Here is a 15,537-nt window from a genome sequence, read left to right on the forward strand (position 1 = left end):
TTGGTTAAATAATGGGGGTTTGTTTAGTTTGTCTGCGCGGCTTCAAGCGCGTTCGGTCAGGATGTCGGCCATACGTTCACCGATCAAGGCACAGGTCGCCATAGTGGCCACACCGGCAATGCGCGGCATGATGGAGCTATCGGCAATGCGCAGGCCCTGCACCCCGTTGACGCGCAGCTTGGAGTCCACCACGGCCTCGGCATCCTTGCCCATGCGGCAGGTACCAGACTGGTGGAAATAGGTGGTGGCACCATTGCGCACAAAGTCTTCCATGGCCTTGCCCGTCAATTTCTTGCCGGGTGCCACTTCCCGCTTGACAAAGTCTTTCATGGCGGCGGAGTTGCCAATCTCGCGGCACACCTCGATGCCAAAGGCCAAGGCCTTGACGTCATCCGGATGGCTCATGAAGCGGGCATCCACTACCGGGCGATCGGCCGGGTTGGCAGAGCTCAGGCGGATCTCGCCACGACTCTTGGGTGCCACCAAGCCAGCGCACAGCGCCCAACTGGTGCCTGGAGGTGCATATTCCTTGCCCACCACGTCGCTGGCATAAGGCAACTCGATTTGCACCAGGTTGACATCTGGCGATACCAGCGAGGCTTGGCTCTTGAGAAAACCGGCTGCATTGGCCCCGCTATTGCGGTGTGGAATGTGCTCTTTAGGCTCCCAGATACAGCCGCCATGCAGAATATGGTCCTGGAAGTTGCGCCCTACTTCCTTGGCATTGACCAGGGTCTTGATACCGTGCTGGCTCAGCTTCGCATCGTCGCCAATACCGCTGAGCATCAGCAGCTTCGGTGTATTGATACCACCGGCACTGACGATCACTTCGGTGTTGGCGCCAATGTTTTTCGGCCCAGCTGCGGTGGCAATCTGAACGCCCGTGGCCCTGGTACCGGCAAAGGTCAAACGGTCCACATGGGTATTCACCATCACGGTGACATTGGGACGCGACAGAATCGGGTACAGATACGAGCGGGCCATGCTCTGGCGACGACCGTCGCGGATGATCTGGTTCATCAGCGCGAAGCCAATGCCGCCTTCTTCGCGCACGCCATTTTGGTCGGCAAACACCGGATAGCCCAGAGAGCAGCAAGCCTCCAGCATGGCAGGTGCTGCGGGGTGTGGGTTGTTGGCAGGTTGGCACCAGACAGGTCCGTTCTTGCCACGGTAGCGGGCATCTGGCGCACCTTGCCAGTTTTCCATGCGCCGGTAGATTTCGAGCCCGGACTCGTAGCCCCAGGCGCGGTCACCGCTGGCCTCGGCCCAAAACTCCAGGTCGGCTTTGAAAGGACGGGCCCAGACGGTTGCATTGATACTGCTACCGCCCCCTACCACCCGGCCCATGTGTTCAGGAATGGCGCGGTTATTGGTGCTGGGTGCGGCCAGGGCTACGTCCTTCCAGTCGCGCTCGGAGCCAAGGTTGGTAAACCAGACGGTCGGGTCCATCACCGAGGGGGCTACATCCCAGTCGCCCGCCTCGATCATGAGAATGGAGGCATCCTTGCGGGTGGCCAACCGGCCCACCAGCGCACAGGCGGCAGAGCCCGTTCCAACGACCACATAGTCGTACGCCGCCTGCGGTTTCGCGCTACGTTCATTCTGGTTGGCACGAATGGCGTCCAGCTCATCTGCCAAGGCGCTGAGTCCCACGGTAGAGATGCCGGCAGCAGCGGCTGCACGCATAAAGCCGCGGCGGCTCATGCGACCTGCAATGAGGGCGCGTTCCAGGTGCTCCAGCAAGCCGTCCGAGGGTGCATTCGGGCTGGTTGAATGGGTATTCATAGTCATGGGAGTTGAATGGATAGTGGTTAAAAATGTTGTCTCCAGTGGCACTTGCCATGCGCACACACTGCGCCACTGAAGCCAACTTTAGAAACTTGCTAAAGATTCAAATACATCGGGATTTCCCTAGACGCTAGTTGTTCCATATGAGAACAACTGCAGCCCAAAAAGGAATGGACATCGGGCCCGCTGGCCCTACGCTGTAGCGATTTACGTAACCTGAATCCGGCGGTAAATCAGTCCGCGAGACACACGCAGTTTTTTAGCCGCTGCAGATACATTGCCACCACACTCCTTAAGCGTTCTGGCAATCAAATCCACATCAGCATCACGCAGGCTTGCCGACTCGGCTGGCTCACCTGGCTCTGCCTGTGCGACCGAAGGCGGCACCGACGTGTCCTCCGGCGCGCTCACAGCGGGCAGCACAGCATCTGTACGGAGGTACTCTGCCCGAGCGACGGGTGCAGAGTGCCCGACAGCAAACACTTGCGGGTGTCCGTCGCGCGCCTGTAGTTCGCAACGCACATGCACCTGTAGTCCATTGGGTAGACGCAACAAGGACGGGCGGGAGCCACGGACGGAGGCTAGCTCCGCAAAGCTGCTTTGCAAAATCTCGTCCACTTTGCTGTGCCCGGTCTGTTCGCCCTCTGGTCGCAACCCCAAGAGCCTGGACGCAGCAGCATTGCGCCAGACGATGTGCCCTTGCATGTCCACGCCCATCAGACCGGCCAAGGGGGTATCCAGCATGGCCGGGGAAATCTGGAAACGCACGATCAGGTGCTCATTGGACTGCGACACCAGCAGACGGTTTTCGATCGAAGACGCGTAAAGGCCCACGACCGATGCCACATCAAAATTAAAGGCAATGCCTTCGCTAGACAGGTCCAGCACACCGGCCAGATTGCCATGGATGTCGCGAATCGGTGCTGCAGCGCAGTGCATGAAGTTGACACTCTCGGAGAAGTGCTCAGCACCCTGTACACACGCCTGCTTGCCGGTCCGCGCCACAATACCGGGAGCGGTCGTGCCTACGGCCTCTTCTGCGAAGTTGACACCGATGCGATGCGCCACCGGCGTGATCTTTTCATGCACACGCCGGGAAGAGGTAGCCCCGATCAGCACGCCGCTGGGGTCGGCCAGCATGGCACCACAGTTCGTGGCCCCCAGCACTGCGTCGAGCTCGCTGGCTTCTGCCAGCCAGGCATCGCGCAGCAGGCGGTTCTTTTGCAAAGCCAGCTGCGACCGGCTGGCCGACACTGGCTGAAACTCCAGCTGCGCGCGCGGGTCCTGCTTTTGCCGCAAACACCGGGCCCAAGACTGGAACACGGCCTCGCTGACAATGCCTGAGCACAGCTCACCCTCTTCAAAATAGCGCCGCCGCGCCAGTGCAATCCGGTCCGCCTGGGTAGAAAAGAAGAGGGATTGCATGGCCGATCTTTCAAGAAGAGGCTGATGCTAAGCCAATTGCGGGGCGTCGGGTTGCGCCATGGGTGCTGCCCGCTGGAAAGCCTCCAGGGCGCTGCAGTTCGCATCCACTTCCATGATCAGTGGCCAGCGTCCCAGGTCCACCTTGAAGCGGCGTGCGCTGTCAATTTGCGGAATCAGGTACGCATCGGCCACGGTGGGTGCAGCGCCAAAGCTGTAGCCAACACGCCGGGTATCTGCCGCCAGTAGGGCCTCATACGCATCAAAACCATCGCTGATCCAGGTGCCACACCAGTGGTTGATGGCTGCTTCGTCTGCACCAAAACTGGTGCGCAGTGTGTCCAGAATGCGCTTGTTGTTGACCGGATGGATGTCGCAGCCCACCACCGCTGCCAGCGCACGCACGCGGGCCCTGTCGTTCTGGTCGGTGGGCAGCAGCGCAGGCGTGGGGTAGCGCTCTTCCAGCCACTCGATGATGGCTACGGACTGTGTCAGCACCTGGTCTGCATCTACCAGCGCGGGTACCAGGCCCTGCGGATTGAGGGCTTTGAAGGCCGCTCCCAGGTGTTCGTTCTTGCGCAAATCTACCGCCGCATACTCGTAGGCCAGACCTTTGAGGTTGAGCGCAATGCGCAGCCGGTGCGAGGTGCCGCTGCGAAAAAAGTTATAGAGTTTCATCGTCATCAATCCAGAGAAATTTTGGCGCGTTTGACGATTTCACTGAACATGCGCGAATCACGTTCCATGGCCTTGGTGAGTTCACCGGGCGCACCGACAAAAGGTTCGAAGCCGAAGGTGGCCAGGCGTTCCTTGACCTCGGCGGTTGCCATCACCTTGCCAACATCGGCATTCAACTTGTCGATGGCCGCCTTGGGGGTGCCGGTGGGGGCGAACAGGCCGACCCAAGTCTTCACCTCGAACCCAGCCGGGCCGCCTGCCTCGCTGACCGTCGGCACATCGGCGTAGCCCGGCAGCCGCTTGGGTGCAGCAAACGCCAGAAACTTGACCTTCTTCGCTTGGTACATCGGCCCGGCGGTCGCTGCCGTACCGAACGCCCACTTGATATCACCGGTCGCAACAGAGGTGTAGACATTTCCCATGTCCTTGAATGGGACGTGCAGCATCTTCGTGTCTGTCGCCGCCTCGAGCATGGCTGCTCCAACATGGGCAACGCTGCCGATACCCCATGAGCCATAGGTAATGTCGCCGGGCGCGGCCTTGGCCGCCTTGATCAGGTCGCCCACATCCTTCCACGGCGAATTGGCGGCCACAACGACGAAGAAGTTGGTGAAGTAGATCGGTGCAACCGGCTCGAAGTCCTTCACCGGGTCATAGGGCAACTGCTTGAACAGGTGCGGTGCCAGGGCCATGTGCGTGTTGTCCACCTGCAGCACGGTATAGCCGTCTGGTGCGGCCCGTTTGGCGTCTGCGATTGCAATGAAGCCATTGGCACCGGGCTTGTTGTCGATCACGAGTTGCTGACCCCAGCTGCGCGACAACTTGTCGCTGAGGATGCGCATCACCGCGTCGGGACCACTGCCGGGCGAGTAAGGCGCCACCGACCGCACCGGCTTGGTGGGGAAAGTCTGCGCCATGGCGCTAGACAGGTACGTGGTGCCCATGAGGAAAGCGGCGCAGAGCGGAATGGCAAAACGAAAAATCGGTGTTTGATCGGTGGTGTGCATGGCTGAGTCTCTCTTGAATTAATGGCCGAACTCGGCCGGGTGAAAGATGGCTGGCTGGATGGGGTTGGGTTGGATATCCGATGGGTGTGCGCGTTGCGGGCCGCTTTTTAGCCGGTGACTTCGGCCCGATGCGCATGCAGCGCCTCGAAAATGGGCGCGTCACTGAAGCGGAACAGGTCCAGCGCGCCACCGTTGGATGCCTGCGCCGAGAACGGTTGCCACGAGGGCACGACGAACAGGTCGCCACGTTCCACCTGCCAGGTGCGCTCACCCACCGTGACGCTGCCGCCCCCATCAAACACCTGGAACACGGACGAGCCCACTTCGCGCTGCACCCGCGTCGCAGCGCCCGCACGCACGCGGTGCATCTCGGTGCGCATGGTCGGCAGCACATCGCCACCGGTGGTCGGATTCGTGAAACGCACGGCCGCGTGGCCGGGGCTCAGCGTGCCGGCCTGGCCCTCGGCCTCCAGCGCGAGCTGGTCGGCCAGCGCCCGGTCGGTGTCGACCCAGCGGTAGGCCAGGAGTGGCGTGGCGGATTGAGCCCCCAGACTGGAGACCGGGCGCAGCCCGGGGTGGCCCCAGAGCCGCTCGGAGAACGAACGCTCGGCCGTAGTGCGCTCGGCCGGTGAGATCTTCTCGCGGCCCACCTCGAAGAACTGGCTCTCGGTGTAGTACGAGAACGGGATGTCCAGGCCATCGATCCAGGCCATCGGCTCGGTGGCGGCATTGTGGTGGGCGTGCCAATTCCAACCGGCCTGCGGCAGGAAGTCGCCGCGCGACATGCGCACCGCGTCGCCATTGACCACCGTCCACACACCCTCGCCCTCCACCACGAAGCGGAAAGCATGCTGCGTGTGGCGGTGCTCCGGCGCATCTTCCCCCGGCATCAGGTACTGGATGGCGGCCCACAGCGTGGGCGTGGCGAAGGGCCTTCCGCCCAGGGCCGGGTTGGCCAGCGCGATGGCGCGGCGCTCACCGCCACGGCCCACGGGTACGATTTCACCGGCCTGCGCGGCCAGGGCCTTCAGCCGACTCCAGCGCCACAGGTGCGGCACGGCCTTGGACTTCGGATGCCGGGGCATCAGGTCTCCGATCTCGGTCCACAGCGGCACGAGCAGCTCCTGTTCGAAGCCGCGGTACAACTGCTCCAATGCGGGCGAGGGATCGGGTTGGCCGTGGCCCGCAACGGCATGTAGCCGCACGGGGGAAGGCGTCAGGTCGGTGATCATGGTGGGCTTGTCTCCTCTTTGTTCAGCGATGTGTCATTCGGCCGGGCCGACGTTCAGCACGATGCCGCCGACGCCTTCGATCTGGCCCTCGATGCGGTCGCCCGCCTGCACGGCGCTCACGCCTTCGGGCGTGCCGGTGAAGACCAGGTCGCCAGGCTGTAGGTGGTAGAACTTGGACAGATCGGCAATCAACTCGGGGATGTTCCAGATCAGCTTGGAGAGGTCCGACTTCTGCCGCACCTTGCCGTTGACCGACATCGACAAGTCGCCCTGGCTCAGCACCGTGTTCGGCAAGGGCACGATCTCCGAGACGATGGAGGACTCTTCCACGTCCTTACCCAGGTCCCAGGGCCGGCCCTTCTCACGGGCCACGAGTTGCAGGTCGCGTCGCGTCATGTCCAGGCCGCAGGCGTAACCATAGATCAGGCTGGGCGCGTCGGCTTCACTCACGCGAAAACCTGGGGCGCCGATGGCCAGCACCAGCTCCATCTCGTGGTGGTAGTCCTGGGTGCCAGGTGGATAGGCCACTGTGGCACCGGACTCGACCAGGGTCGATGGTGCCTTGGTGAAGTAAAACGGCACCTCGACCGACTTGTCCACGGGGCGGCCCATCTCTACCGCGTGCGCGTGGTAGTTGCGGCCGACAAAGAACAGTCGGTTGATGGGCAGACGCTCGCTGCGGCCGCGCACAGGTAGGGAATAAACGGGAGGTGGGGTCCAGAGGTAGGTGGTCGCGGTCATAGGATTTCCTTTGAGGGTGGGTGGGAGAAAAAAGTAACTAGCGAATGCTGCGCGGGTAGGAGCCATTGCCGAATCGGTACGTAGAGCTGGGCGCTACGCTATAGCCGATTTGCGGTGATCGATCCGTTATGAATGGGGCCAGCTCTATCAGAGCTTGGACATGGGGGTGTTGGGGTCTGCCAAGCGCTCGGTATCCACCGGTTTTCGCTGCTCAATCAGCCGACGCGCAAATCGCAGGTCGCGTGCGGCGTTGGGTCCGATCGCCGCCTGGATCACGTCGTCGGCCAGATAGAACAACACAAAACTGCCGGACGCAGGATCGCCGCGCCGCACAACCCGGTGGGTAGGCATGGGCATGCCGTAGATTTGCAGGTTCATACCGTACTGGTCGGACCAGAACCAGGGCAGCGGCTGGTAGTCCACCGCGAGCCCCAGGGCTGAACGTGCAGCAGCGATACCCTGCTCTTGGGCGTTTTGCCAGGATTCAAGCCGGAGCCGACGCCCGGCCCAGGGGTTGGCGGCCACAGCGACATCGCCTGCGGCCAAGATATCTGGGTCGGAGCTCTGGCAGCGCGCATCGACCAGCACACCGCCATCGCAATCCAGGCCCGCCTCCCGCGCCAGTTCGTCGTTCGGCACCAGGCCGATGCCCAGCACGATGGCATCACAGGCCAGCACACTGCCGTCACTGAGCTGAACCAGCGAACGGCCATCGGCGTTCTGCGCAAAGCCACTGACGCCCGCGCCAAGCAGCACCCGCGTCCCTTGCGCACCGTGCAGCGCCAACAGGTGTTCCGATATCTCGGTCGGCACCGTTCTTTCGCACAGACGGCTCTGGGTTTCGACGACCACCACCTCGGCACCGCGCAGGCGTGCCGTGGCGGCAACCTCCAGGCCGATCCAGCCGCCGCCGATCACCACCACGCTGTGCCCCGGCGCCAGGACTGGCGACAAGGCTAGCGCGTCCTCAATGGTGCGCAAGGTATGCAGTTGCACCTTATCTGCACCCGCAAGGGAAATCTGACGCGCCCGACCACCGGTGCACAGGATCAGCTTGTTGTACGCCACCGCCGTGCCGTCGGCCAGCATGACCTGCTTGCTTGCGCGATCGATACGACCGACCCGGGCGCCGGGCATCCAGTCGAGCGCCAGCGCATCAAAGGCCTCGGGTGTCATCAGCCGGGTGCTTTCGGGCAATGCCTCGCCGGACAAGACCGCCTTGGACAAAGGCGGTCGCTCATAGGGTGGGTGTAATTCGTCGCCGATCAGGACTACCCGTCCGGCAAATCCCTCCTTGCGCAGTGTCTGGGCGGCCCAGCCACCCGCTTGCCCGGCACCAACGATCACAATGGTTGCGTTCGGGTGCGCAGCGGCTGCGACCTCAGGTCGCTCAACAGCATTCATACGGGTCTCCTTGTGGTGTGGGCTACGTGTCAGTCGAGGGCCAGCCAGACGCGGCCAGCCTCGATCTTCACGGGATAACTTCGCAACGCCGTGGTCACCGGGGCGCAGGTCGGCTGTCCCGAGCGCACGTCGAACTTGCCCTGGTGCAGCGGGCATTCGATCTCAAAGCCATCCAGGAAACCATCGCACAGCCGTGCGTGTCCGTGGGTGCAAATGTTGTCGGTAGCGAAGACTTCGCCGTCCACGCCGTACAGCGCAATATCGCGGCCCGCAATGGCCAGGCCCATGACATCGTCCTGCGGCACCTCATCTTGGGCGGCTGCATCGATCCAGTGTGTGGTCATATTGGCACCTTAGATGGGGTAGATCAACGAGTTGGGAATCATCTCGCTGTCGTAGATGACCAGGCGAGAGGCAAACTTCAGGCCCTCCGGCGTGCGAACCACCACATCCAGCGTGCGGCCGACATTGAATACGGTTGACTCCTTGGACAGGCGCGTGCGAAACACTGCGTAGTTGGCTTCGCAGTGGATGCGACCGTCCGCATCCACCTTGTGCACGACCGGAGCACCAACTACATGGCGTTGGTAATAGGGATCGTGAAACAGCGTCTCCCGAATGCCATAGACACGGTCTTTGAGCATTCCTTTGCTGTCGAAGGCCAGCGTCGACAACGGGAACCCACGGTCGTAGTTTTCACGTGGCTGCAGTTTGTATACGCAGTCTTCAATGAAAAACTCGGGCCAGGCATCCCAGTCAGCCGCGTCCAAGGCCGAGGCGTACTGGCCGTACAGCTGGGTCAATTCGAAGTAGTTCTGTAAGTCCATCATCATGCCTCCATCACTTTGCGCCAGTATTCGTACATGCCGCGGATCAGCGTCTCAGTGACCATGTGGTCTGCGTCGCCCACCTCACGCCCCCCAAGCTCGACGAGCGTGCGGTGCGAGGGCTTGGTTTCGAAGCCTTCCTGCGACCATTCGATGACCTCGCCGTCATCTGCCGATACAAACCCTGCCGGGCCGAACAGATTGGCCTGGCGCAGGCGGCGCTGCGTCATCTCCTCGCTGTCGTCCTCAAAGCCGAAGTGGGTCCATACGAAGTTGAACGCCCCATGGCCATCGGGTTGGATATGGCGGGTAGACACGCTGTTGACCTGCTGCTGGAAGATGACGCTCGGAAAGACCGTCATCATCACGGCGGTCGGCCCGCCCCACCAAGGCTCTTGAACGATGTCCAGGAAGCGCGGATCATTCAACTCCATGTTGGCCTTGAAGCTCGAAACCTGCGTCACGTCAGAGGCTTTGTCGGAGGCCTTGCCGGCGGTACCCCGCGTGGACACCATAGCCGCATGGCGGTGGTGCGCATCCATCAGCAACTGCGATTTGTTGTCGGCGCGCCAGAGCCCGAAGGTGACGAACCAGGTGTGCAGCAGCCCTGGGTGGTAGGGGTCCTTGATGTTCTCCTGCATCAGCTTCCAGTTGCCCGGAATGCGCTGGCGGTTGTAGCCCAGGATCTTCAGCTTGCGCCCGTCAAACAGCCGATCGAAGTAGCCGGTGATCACCGGGCCGAGGAAGTCTTCCAGCGGCTCCACGCCGTGGTCGAACGAGGCAAAAACCACGCCGCCCCGCGTGGCGACCTTGAGCTTGGTGAGGTTATGGTCAGATGGTTTGAAGTCCGCCGGCATACCTCCGTTGACCTTACCGTCCTGCTTGACACCACGGCGGAACGGCACGCCCTGCAGATCGCCCGACAGCGTGTAGTTCCACTGGTGGTAGGGGCAGGTCAGGCTCTCGCGGTTGCCATGCCGTTCGCGGCAGAAAGCCATACCGCGGTGTGCGCAGACGTTCTCAACCACATGGATGGAGCCATCTTTGTCTCGCACCAGCAGTACCGAGCGCTCGCCTATGACGGTGCGCTTGAAGTCGCCCGCATTCGGGACTTCCGCTTCCAGGCCAACGTAGCACCAGTGGTTGTTGTAGAACAGGCGATCCAGTTCCTTCTTATATAAATCCTCTTGGGTGTAGGCCCAAAATGGCACACGGCTGTTTCCCTCTTCCGGCCACGTAGGGCTTTCGGGGAACACGGTATTGGTTTCACGCATTACTTGTCTCCTTTAGTTGCTTGGGTGTCAATAAATCTGGTGCGTTTCAGACACCGCTGGGATAGAAGGCATCCCCATGGACGTGGCCGGGCTCTATGCCCAGTCGGGTCACGAACAGGTTGAGGGCATCGACCAAGGCCGGAGGGCCGCACAGATATGCGCGCCAGCCCTTCAGGGTTCCAAGGTCCCCTCCAATGGCATCGGTGACCAGGCCGCTGCGTTGGCCCGTGCGGGCCGCGCCGGTGGCCACGAGGATGTGAACTCTCACATTCGGATGCGCAGCGGCCAGTGCTTGCATGCGATCTGCGTCGTACACATCTTTTGCACTGCGCACGCCAAAGTACAGGTGAATGGGGTTGTCCATGCCGGCAGCCAATGCACCTCGCACGATGGACAGGGTGGGCGCCAGGCCAGTACCCGCACCGACACAAAGCATGGGGCCGGGGTGCTGTGTGCGCAGGTAGCCAGTACCCATTGGGCCGCTGATGCGAAGAGTTGCCCCCACCGTCAATTCGTCAAAGATGAAGGCTGTTACCCGACCATCGGGAACGCGGCGAACCTGGAACTCCCATTCACCGTCGTCGTGCAAACCGGCCATGGAGTAAGGCCGAATGTGTTCAGGCGTGAATTCGACCATGGCAAACTGACCTGCGCTGAATGAAATCGGCTTGGCCAACTTCACGCGGATACGTCGGATGTCATGGGTAACCGCTTCGATGGCAGTGACTGTGCCCTTCACAATGCGGGCGGTGTGAACCACGACCTCGTCCACCTCGGGCAATTCGATGGTGCAGTCATCCATGAGCACCGTCTGGCAGGCCAACACGTAGTCGGCCTTGCCCGAATGGGGTCTACCCGCCTCGGGGCCGCTATTACGCACCTGGCCAGACAGTACCCGGCAACGGCAAATGCCGCAACGGCCCGACATGCAACTATAGGAAATCGGAAATTGACCCGCCCTGAGCACGTCCAGCAGATTGCTTCCGCGATCCACGTTCAAGCGCACGTTGAGGGGTTCTAGAACGAGTTCCATGTTTTGAAGGCGGATGCCTTTGTCTCCTGTTTGTAGCGATTCTGGAGACTTGCGTCATATAAGTCGATAACGCAAAACCAATAGATAAAATCACCAACGTGAATAATGGGGTGCTCTATGGAACTGCGTGAAATTGACCTGAACCTGTTGCTGGTCTTCAACCAGTTGCTGCTGGACCGCAGCGTATCCATCGCCGCCGAGAAACTGGGCTTGACGCAGCCCGCTGTCAGCAATGCTCTCAAGCGCCTACGCGCCGTGCTGAAGGACGAACTATTTTTGCGGACCTCACGCGGCATGGAGCCGACGCCCTATGCGCTGCATCTGGCAGAACCGGTTATTTATGCGTTGAATGCGCTACAAACAGCGTTCACCACACGGGACACGTTTGATCCGCTCACCAGTACCCGCAGCTTCCAACTGGCCATGACCGACATCGGCGAGATGTACTTCATGCCACCCCTGATGGTGGCCCTGTCCAAGCTAGCGCCCCATTTGCGGATCAGCACCGTGCGCCCCTACTCCGCAAACCTGAAGGAAGACCTGGAGTCCGGCACAGTCGACCTGGCGTTGGGGCTGTTGCCCAACCTCCAAGCAGGCTTCTTTCAGCGCCGGCTGTTTCGCCACAGGTATGTCTGCGTCTTTCGCAAAGACCACCCCCTGGCCAAATCACCTATGACGCTCAAGCAATTTTCAGAGTTGGACCATGTCGGTGTCGTGGCGGCAAATACAGGGCACGGTGAAGTCGATAACCTGCTGGAGCGCGCCGGCATCAAACGCAATATGCGGTTAATGCTGCCGCATTTCATAGCAGTGGGACACGTACTACAGAACACGGATCTCATCGCCACCCTGCCAGAACGCTTCGCCGAACGCTGCGAGGCTCCGTTTAGCCTGGTCACCTCACCGCACCCGGCGCGCCTGCCCGACATTGCCATTAATCTTTTTTGGCATGCGAAGTTCAACCGAGATCCTGCCAACATGTGGATCAGGCAGCTCTTTGTGGAACTTTTTGCCGATCGCGATGGCGATAAATCACCTTCACTCACGGCACGCAGAAAACCCCCATCCAAGTGACCACAGTTGCCTCGGGCAGCTCTGCAAGACTGGCTGCCTCTTGGCCATCTGGCGTACTGTCAAGATTCGCCAGAAGGTGTCGGGCTGCTTGTCGCACGGACGCGGGCGCCACGACGTTCTTCACCATCCGCTCGTATCTGCAAACCATACGCAAGCAGCAGGCATGTTTGTTTGATGGCCTCATCTGCGTCTTCAAGGGCCAGCCGATTCAGCCCTCTTGGGCTAGTTGAGCTGTAGGTTTTGCCTCAGGCTCCATTGGGACCTGAGTCGGTACAAAAATTTATAAGAAATAGGCCGCTAGCGCAAGTACCACCTACGCTAGTAGCTATTTTTTATATAGCATTCAAAAAACCGTGGCCGCTCAGGCCCGGGCCACCGCCAAGCCCTGCCAGCAGGTGGTGTAGCCGGTGGAGCGGAGTTCTTGCTTCATGGACCAGGTGCGCGCTGCCCCGGCTAAACCGGCGCTGCCCAGCAGCACCGTACCCCGGCCGTAGCGCTGGTTCAAACTATCCAGTGCGGACATCAAGCGGCGGCGGTCTGGCGGCGCAGTGGGTTCACTGTGCAGCGCCAGTTCGCCCTGCTGCTGCGGGTCGGGCTGCAGGTCCAGCAGCATCACCCCGGCCTTGGACAGCAAAAATCCGGGCTGGTAAATGGCCTGCAAACCATCCAAGGCCGCGCCCACCAACACGGTGGTATCGGCGCTGGGCCGCAGCAGCGGCACGGTGCAGGAGCGGCTGAACTGGGCCTCGTGCCGAAACGGGCTGGTGCGGATATAGACCAGCACTTGGCTGGCCAGGCTGGCCTGGGCGCGCAGCTTGGCGGTTGCGTGGCTGGCGAATTCGGTCACCGCCTGTTGTAGCTCCACCAGGCTGGACACGGGCTGCCCAAACGACCGGGTGTAGGCGATCTGCTGGCTGCGCGCGGGGGCGGTGTCCAGCGTGAAGCACGGCGTGCCTTGCAGTTCGCGCACCGTGCTCTCCAGCACCACCGACCAGCGGGCCCGCACCATCGCCGGCTCCAGCCGGGCCAGCTGTAGCGCGGTGGTAACACCCATTTTTTCTAGCTGGGCGCCAATGCGCCGACCCACGCCCCACACGTCCTGCACCGCCGTGGCACCCAGCACTGCGGCCCATTCCGCCGGGGCCAGGGCCGCCAAGTTGCAGACCTGCGCCAAATGCGCCGGGTAGCTGCCGGGCGTACGCTCGGCCGTTTTAGCCACGTGGTTGGCCAGCTTGGCCAGGGTTTTGGTGGGGCCCATGCCAATGCCGCAGGGAATGCCCACCCATTGCAGGATGCGGGCGCGGATTTTGTACGCCCGCGCCACCAGGTCGCCGCGCACGCCGGCCAGGTCGATGAAGCTTTCGTCGATCGAATACACCTCCTGGCCCGGCCCCAGCCCGGCCGCCAGGCTCATCATGCGGTCGCTCAGGTCGCCATACAGGGCAAAGTTGGCCGACAAGGCCACCAGCCCGTGCGTATCGGCCATGTGCCGGATCTTGAACCACGGCGCCCCCATCTTGATGCCCAGTGCCTTGGCCTCGTTGCTGCGGGCAATCGCGCAGCCGTCGTTGTTGCTCAGCACCACCACCGGGCGGCCATGCAGGCCGGGGCGGAACACCCGCTCGCAGCTCACATAAAAATTGTTGCCATCGACCAGGGCGTACATGGGGCTACACGCTGAATTGCTTGATGCTGCTGGTCACCACGCCCCAGACCTCGATGGTCTGGCCGTCGCGGGGCACGATGTCGGGGTAGCCGGGATTGGCGGCCTGGAGCCAGATGCGGCCGGCCTGCCGGTGCAGGGTTTTGACGGTGAAGTCGCCGTCCACCACGGCCACTACGATGTGCTTGTGGCGGGGCTGGATGGCCCGGTCGACCACCAGAATGTCGTTATCGAAAATACCCGCCCCCACCATCGACTGGCCGCTGGCCCGCAAAAAGTAGGTGGCCTGCGCATGCACCACCAGCAGCTGGGTCAGGTCAATCCGCTGGGCGCCCAGGTCCTCGGCCGGCGACGGAAACCCGGCGCTTACCCGGTTGGCCAGCAGCGTCGCCCACAGCGGCACCTCGGAGATGGGCACGGGGGTGTGGGCGGCAAAAAAACTGTTCATCCATACAGTATATTCGCCGTGGCTGTTTTTGAAAGGCCCGAAATAGCAAGAGGTCAATCACAGACAAATTTAGGCATGAAAAATGCCTTTGGCGCAATTACCACCTGCGCCAATAGCTATTAAATATATAGCAAATACTAAACAGCGGTATAGCGCACCGCGCGCGGGTCGCGGCACAGGCCCCAAAGCTGCAAACCGGCGGTGTTGGCAATCTGGATCGCCAGCGCGGTGGGGGCCGAAATGGTGGCCAGGGCGGCGATGTTCAGGCGGGCACATTTGCGCACCAGCTCGTAACTGGCGCGGCTGGACATGACCACAAAACCGGGCTCGCCCAGCCTCCCCTGTTGGGCCAAGCGGCCCAGCAGCTTATCCAGCGCGTTGTGCCGGCCCACGTCTTCCAGCACCTCGGTCAGCACGCCGTCGGGCGTGGCCCAGCCAGCGGCGTGGAGGGATCCGCAGGCGGCGTTCAGCACTTGCAAGGCGGGCATGGCTTGCATGGCTTGCAGCACGGTGGCTGCCGGCAATTGCGTGGCCCAGGCTTGGGGCGGCATGGGCGCAGGGTCCAGGTCCAATGCACTCAGGCTGTCGATGCCGCAGACACCGCAGCCGGTGCGTCCGGCCAAGGACCGGCGGCGCTCTTTGAGGCGGGCAAAGCAGCGGGCAGATACCTCCAGCTGCACCTCCACAGCATCGGCATGGGCTTGCACCTCGATGCCGTAGCAGTCGGCCACGGCATCCAGAATGCCCTCGCTCAGCGCAAAGCCCAGGGCGAAGGCTTCCAGGTCTTGCGGCGTGGCCATCATCACCGCATGCGAGATGCCGTTGAACACCAGCGCCACCGGCACTTCGGCGGCCACCATGTCCTGCTCGATGTACAACTCGGTATTGCCCTGTGGAAAGCGCTGCACCGGAGTGGCGACCAGCGGGGCGGGCAGATTAGCCATGC

At 61.9% G+C, this 15,537-nt stretch carries 15 protein-coding genes; 1 reads left to right on the plus strand and 14 read right to left on the minus strand.

The window, feature by feature from the left end:
- Positions 1 to 42: 42 nt before the first annotated feature.
- The 11 genes from AC0969_RS04035 to AC0969_RS04085 all read right to left on the minus strand — a co-directional run bounded on the left by AC0969_RS04035 (position 43) and on the right by AC0969_RS04085 (position 11,406).
- Positions 43 to 1,785, minus strand: coding sequence for a GMC family oxidoreductase (locus AC0969_RS04035; RefSeq protein WP_479622853.1), 1,743 nt, complete (start codon positions 1,783 to 1,785; stop codon positions 43 to 45).
- Positions 1,786 to 1,995: 210 nt separating this feature from the next.
- Complete coding sequence (locus tag AC0969_RS04040) at positions 1,996 to 3,213, minus strand: helix-turn-helix domain-containing protein (RefSeq protein ID WP_479622854.1); 1,218 nt, start codon at positions 3,211 to 3,213, stop codon at positions 1,996 to 1,998.
- Positions 3,214 to 3,240: 27 nt separating this feature from the next.
- Positions 3,241 to 3,888 carry a maleylacetoacetate isomerase gene (gene maiA / locus AC0969_RS04045; protein WP_479622855.1) on the minus strand — a complete coding sequence of 216 codons (648 nt, stop codon included), beginning with the start codon at positions 3,886 to 3,888 and terminating at the stop codon, positions 3,241 to 3,243.
- Between the two features lie 5 nt (positions 3,889 to 3,893).
- Positions 3,894 to 4,895 (minus strand): Bug family tripartite tricarboxylate transporter substrate binding protein, encoded by a 1,002-nt coding sequence (locus tag AC0969_RS04050; RefSeq protein ID WP_479622856.1) that lies wholly within the window; start codon positions 4,893 to 4,895, stop codon positions 3,894 to 3,896.
- Positions 4,896 to 5,002: 107 nt separating this feature from the next.
- A complete protein-coding gene (locus AC0969_RS04055) occupies positions 5,003 to 6,127 on the minus strand; it encodes a cupin domain-containing protein (RefSeq protein WP_479622857.1) in 1,125 nt (374 codons plus the stop codon).
- A gap of 33 nt (positions 6,128 to 6,160) precedes the next feature.
- Positions 6,161 to 6,868, minus strand: coding sequence for a fumarylacetoacetate hydrolase family protein (locus AC0969_RS04060; protein WP_479622858.1), 708 nt, complete (start codon positions 6,866 to 6,868; stop codon positions 6,161 to 6,163).
- Positions 6,869 to 7,015: 147 nt separating this feature from the next.
- Entirely contained in the window at positions 7,016 to 8,272 is a 1,257-nt protein-coding gene (locus AC0969_RS04065; RefSeq protein WP_479622859.1) for an NAD(P)/FAD-dependent oxidoreductase, read from the minus strand.
- Positions 8,273 to 8,301: 29 nt separating this feature from the next.
- The gene (locus AC0969_RS04070; protein ID WP_479622860.1) at positions 8,302 to 8,616 is read right to left on the minus strand and encodes a non-heme iron oxygenase ferredoxin subunit; all 315 of its coding nucleotides are present in this window, start codon (positions 8,614 to 8,616) and stop codon (positions 8,302 to 8,304) included.
- Positions 8,617 to 8,625: 9 nt separating this feature from the next.
- The gene (locus tag AC0969_RS04075; protein WP_479622861.1) at positions 8,626 to 9,099 is read right to left on the minus strand and encodes an aromatic-ring-hydroxylating dioxygenase subunit beta; all 474 of its coding nucleotides are present in this window, start codon (positions 9,097 to 9,099) and stop codon (positions 8,626 to 8,628) included.
- Positions 9,100 to 9,101: 2 nt separating this feature from the next.
- On the minus strand, positions 9,102 to 10,373 hold the full coding sequence (locus AC0969_RS04080) for an aromatic ring-hydroxylating dioxygenase subunit alpha (RefSeq protein ID WP_479622862.1): 1,272 nt from the start codon (positions 10,371 to 10,373) through the stop codon (positions 9,102 to 9,104).
- A 46-nt stretch (positions 10,374 to 10,419) separates the two neighbouring features.
- Entirely contained in the window at positions 10,420 to 11,406 is a 987-nt protein-coding gene (locus tag AC0969_RS04085; protein ID WP_479622863.1) for a 2Fe-2S iron-sulfur cluster-binding protein, read from the minus strand.
- Positions 11,407 to 11,523: 117 nt separating this feature from the next.
- On the opposite strand from AC0969_RS04085, the gene AC0969_RS04090 reads away from it, so the two are divergent.
- Entirely contained in the window at positions 11,524 to 12,480 is a 957-nt protein-coding gene (locus AC0969_RS04090) for a LysR family transcriptional regulator (RefSeq protein ID WP_479622864.1), read from the plus strand.
- Between the two features lie 361 nt (positions 12,481 to 12,841).
- Here the strand turns inward: AC0969_RS04090 and AC0969_RS04095 are convergent, their stop codons facing one another.
- The 3 genes from AC0969_RS04095 to fdhD form a co-directional block, all read right to left on the minus strand.
- Positions 12,842 to 14,146 carry a Y-family DNA polymerase gene (locus AC0969_RS04095; RefSeq protein WP_479622865.1) on the minus strand — a complete coding sequence of 435 codons (1,305 nt, stop codon included), beginning with the start codon at positions 14,144 to 14,146 and terminating at the stop codon, positions 12,842 to 12,844.
- 4 nt (positions 14,147 to 14,150) lie between these two features.
- Positions 14,151 to 14,591 (minus strand): LexA family protein, encoded by a 441-nt coding sequence (locus AC0969_RS04100; RefSeq protein WP_479622866.1) that lies wholly within the window; start codon positions 14,589 to 14,591, stop codon positions 14,151 to 14,153.
- Between the two features lie 137 nt (positions 14,592 to 14,728).
- Complete coding sequence (gene fdhD / locus AC0969_RS04105; protein WP_479622867.1) at positions 14,729 to 15,535, minus strand: formate dehydrogenase accessory sulfurtransferase FdhD; 807 nt, start codon at positions 15,533 to 15,535, stop codon at positions 14,729 to 14,731.
- Between the last annotated feature and the right edge of the window lie 2 nt (positions 15,536 to 15,537).

Source organism: Rhodoferax sp. LB1P47 (assembly GCF_056521445.1).

Coding starts and splice junctions, on each gene's coding strand:
- AC0969_RS04040 (WP_479622854.1), bottom strand. CDS start 3,213: ATGCAATCCCTCTTCTTTTCTACCCAGGCGGACCGGATTGCACTGGCG.
- AC0969_RS04035 (WP_479622853.1), bottom strand. CDS start 1,785: ATGAATACCCATTCAACCAGCCCGAATGCACCCTCGGACGGCTTGCTG.
- AC0969_RS04100 (WP_479622866.1), bottom strand. CDS start 14,591: ATGAACAGTTTTTTTGCCGCCCACACCCCCGTGCCCATCTCCGAGGTG.
- fdhD (WP_479622867.1), bottom strand. CDS start 15,535: ATGGCTAATCTGCCCGCCCCGCTGGTCGCCACTCCGGTGCAGCGCTTT.
- AC0969_RS04085 (WP_479622863.1), bottom strand. CDS start 11,406: ATGGAACTCGTTCTAGAACCCCTCAACGTGCGCTTGAACGTGGATCGC.
- AC0969_RS04050 (WP_479622856.1), bottom strand. CDS start 4,895: ATGCACACCACCGATCAAACACCGATTTTTCGTTTTGCCATTCCGCTC.
- AC0969_RS04080 (WP_479622862.1), bottom strand. CDS start 10,373: ATGCGTGAAACCAATACCGTGTTCCCCGAAAGCCCTACGTGGCCGGAA.
- AC0969_RS04095 (WP_479622865.1), bottom strand. CDS start 14,146: ATGTACGCCCTGGTCGATGGCAACAATTTTTATGTGAGCTGCGAGCGG.
- AC0969_RS04090 (WP_479622864.1), top strand. CDS start 11,524: ATGGAACTGCGTGAAATTGACCTGAACCTGTTGCTGGTCTTCAACCAG.
- AC0969_RS04070 (WP_479622860.1), bottom strand. CDS start 8,616: ATGACCACACACTGGATCGATGCAGCCGCCCAAGATGAGGTGCCGCAG.
- maiA (WP_479622855.1), bottom strand. CDS start 3,888: ATGAAACTCTATAACTTTTTTCGCAGCGGCACCTCGCACCGGCTGCGC.
- AC0969_RS04065 (WP_479622859.1), bottom strand. CDS start 8,272: ATGAATGCTGTTGAGCGACCTGAGGTCGCAGCCGCTGCGCACCCGAAC.
- AC0969_RS04055 (WP_479622857.1), bottom strand. CDS start 6,127: ATGATCACCGACCTGACGCCTTCCCCCGTGCGGCTACATGCCGTTGCG.
- AC0969_RS04060 (WP_479622858.1), bottom strand. CDS start 6,868: ATGACCGCGACCACCTACCTCTGGACCCCACCTCCCGTTTATTCCCTA.
- AC0969_RS04075 (WP_479622861.1), bottom strand. CDS start 9,099: ATGGACTTACAGAACTACTTCGAATTGACCCAGCTGTACGGCCAGTAC.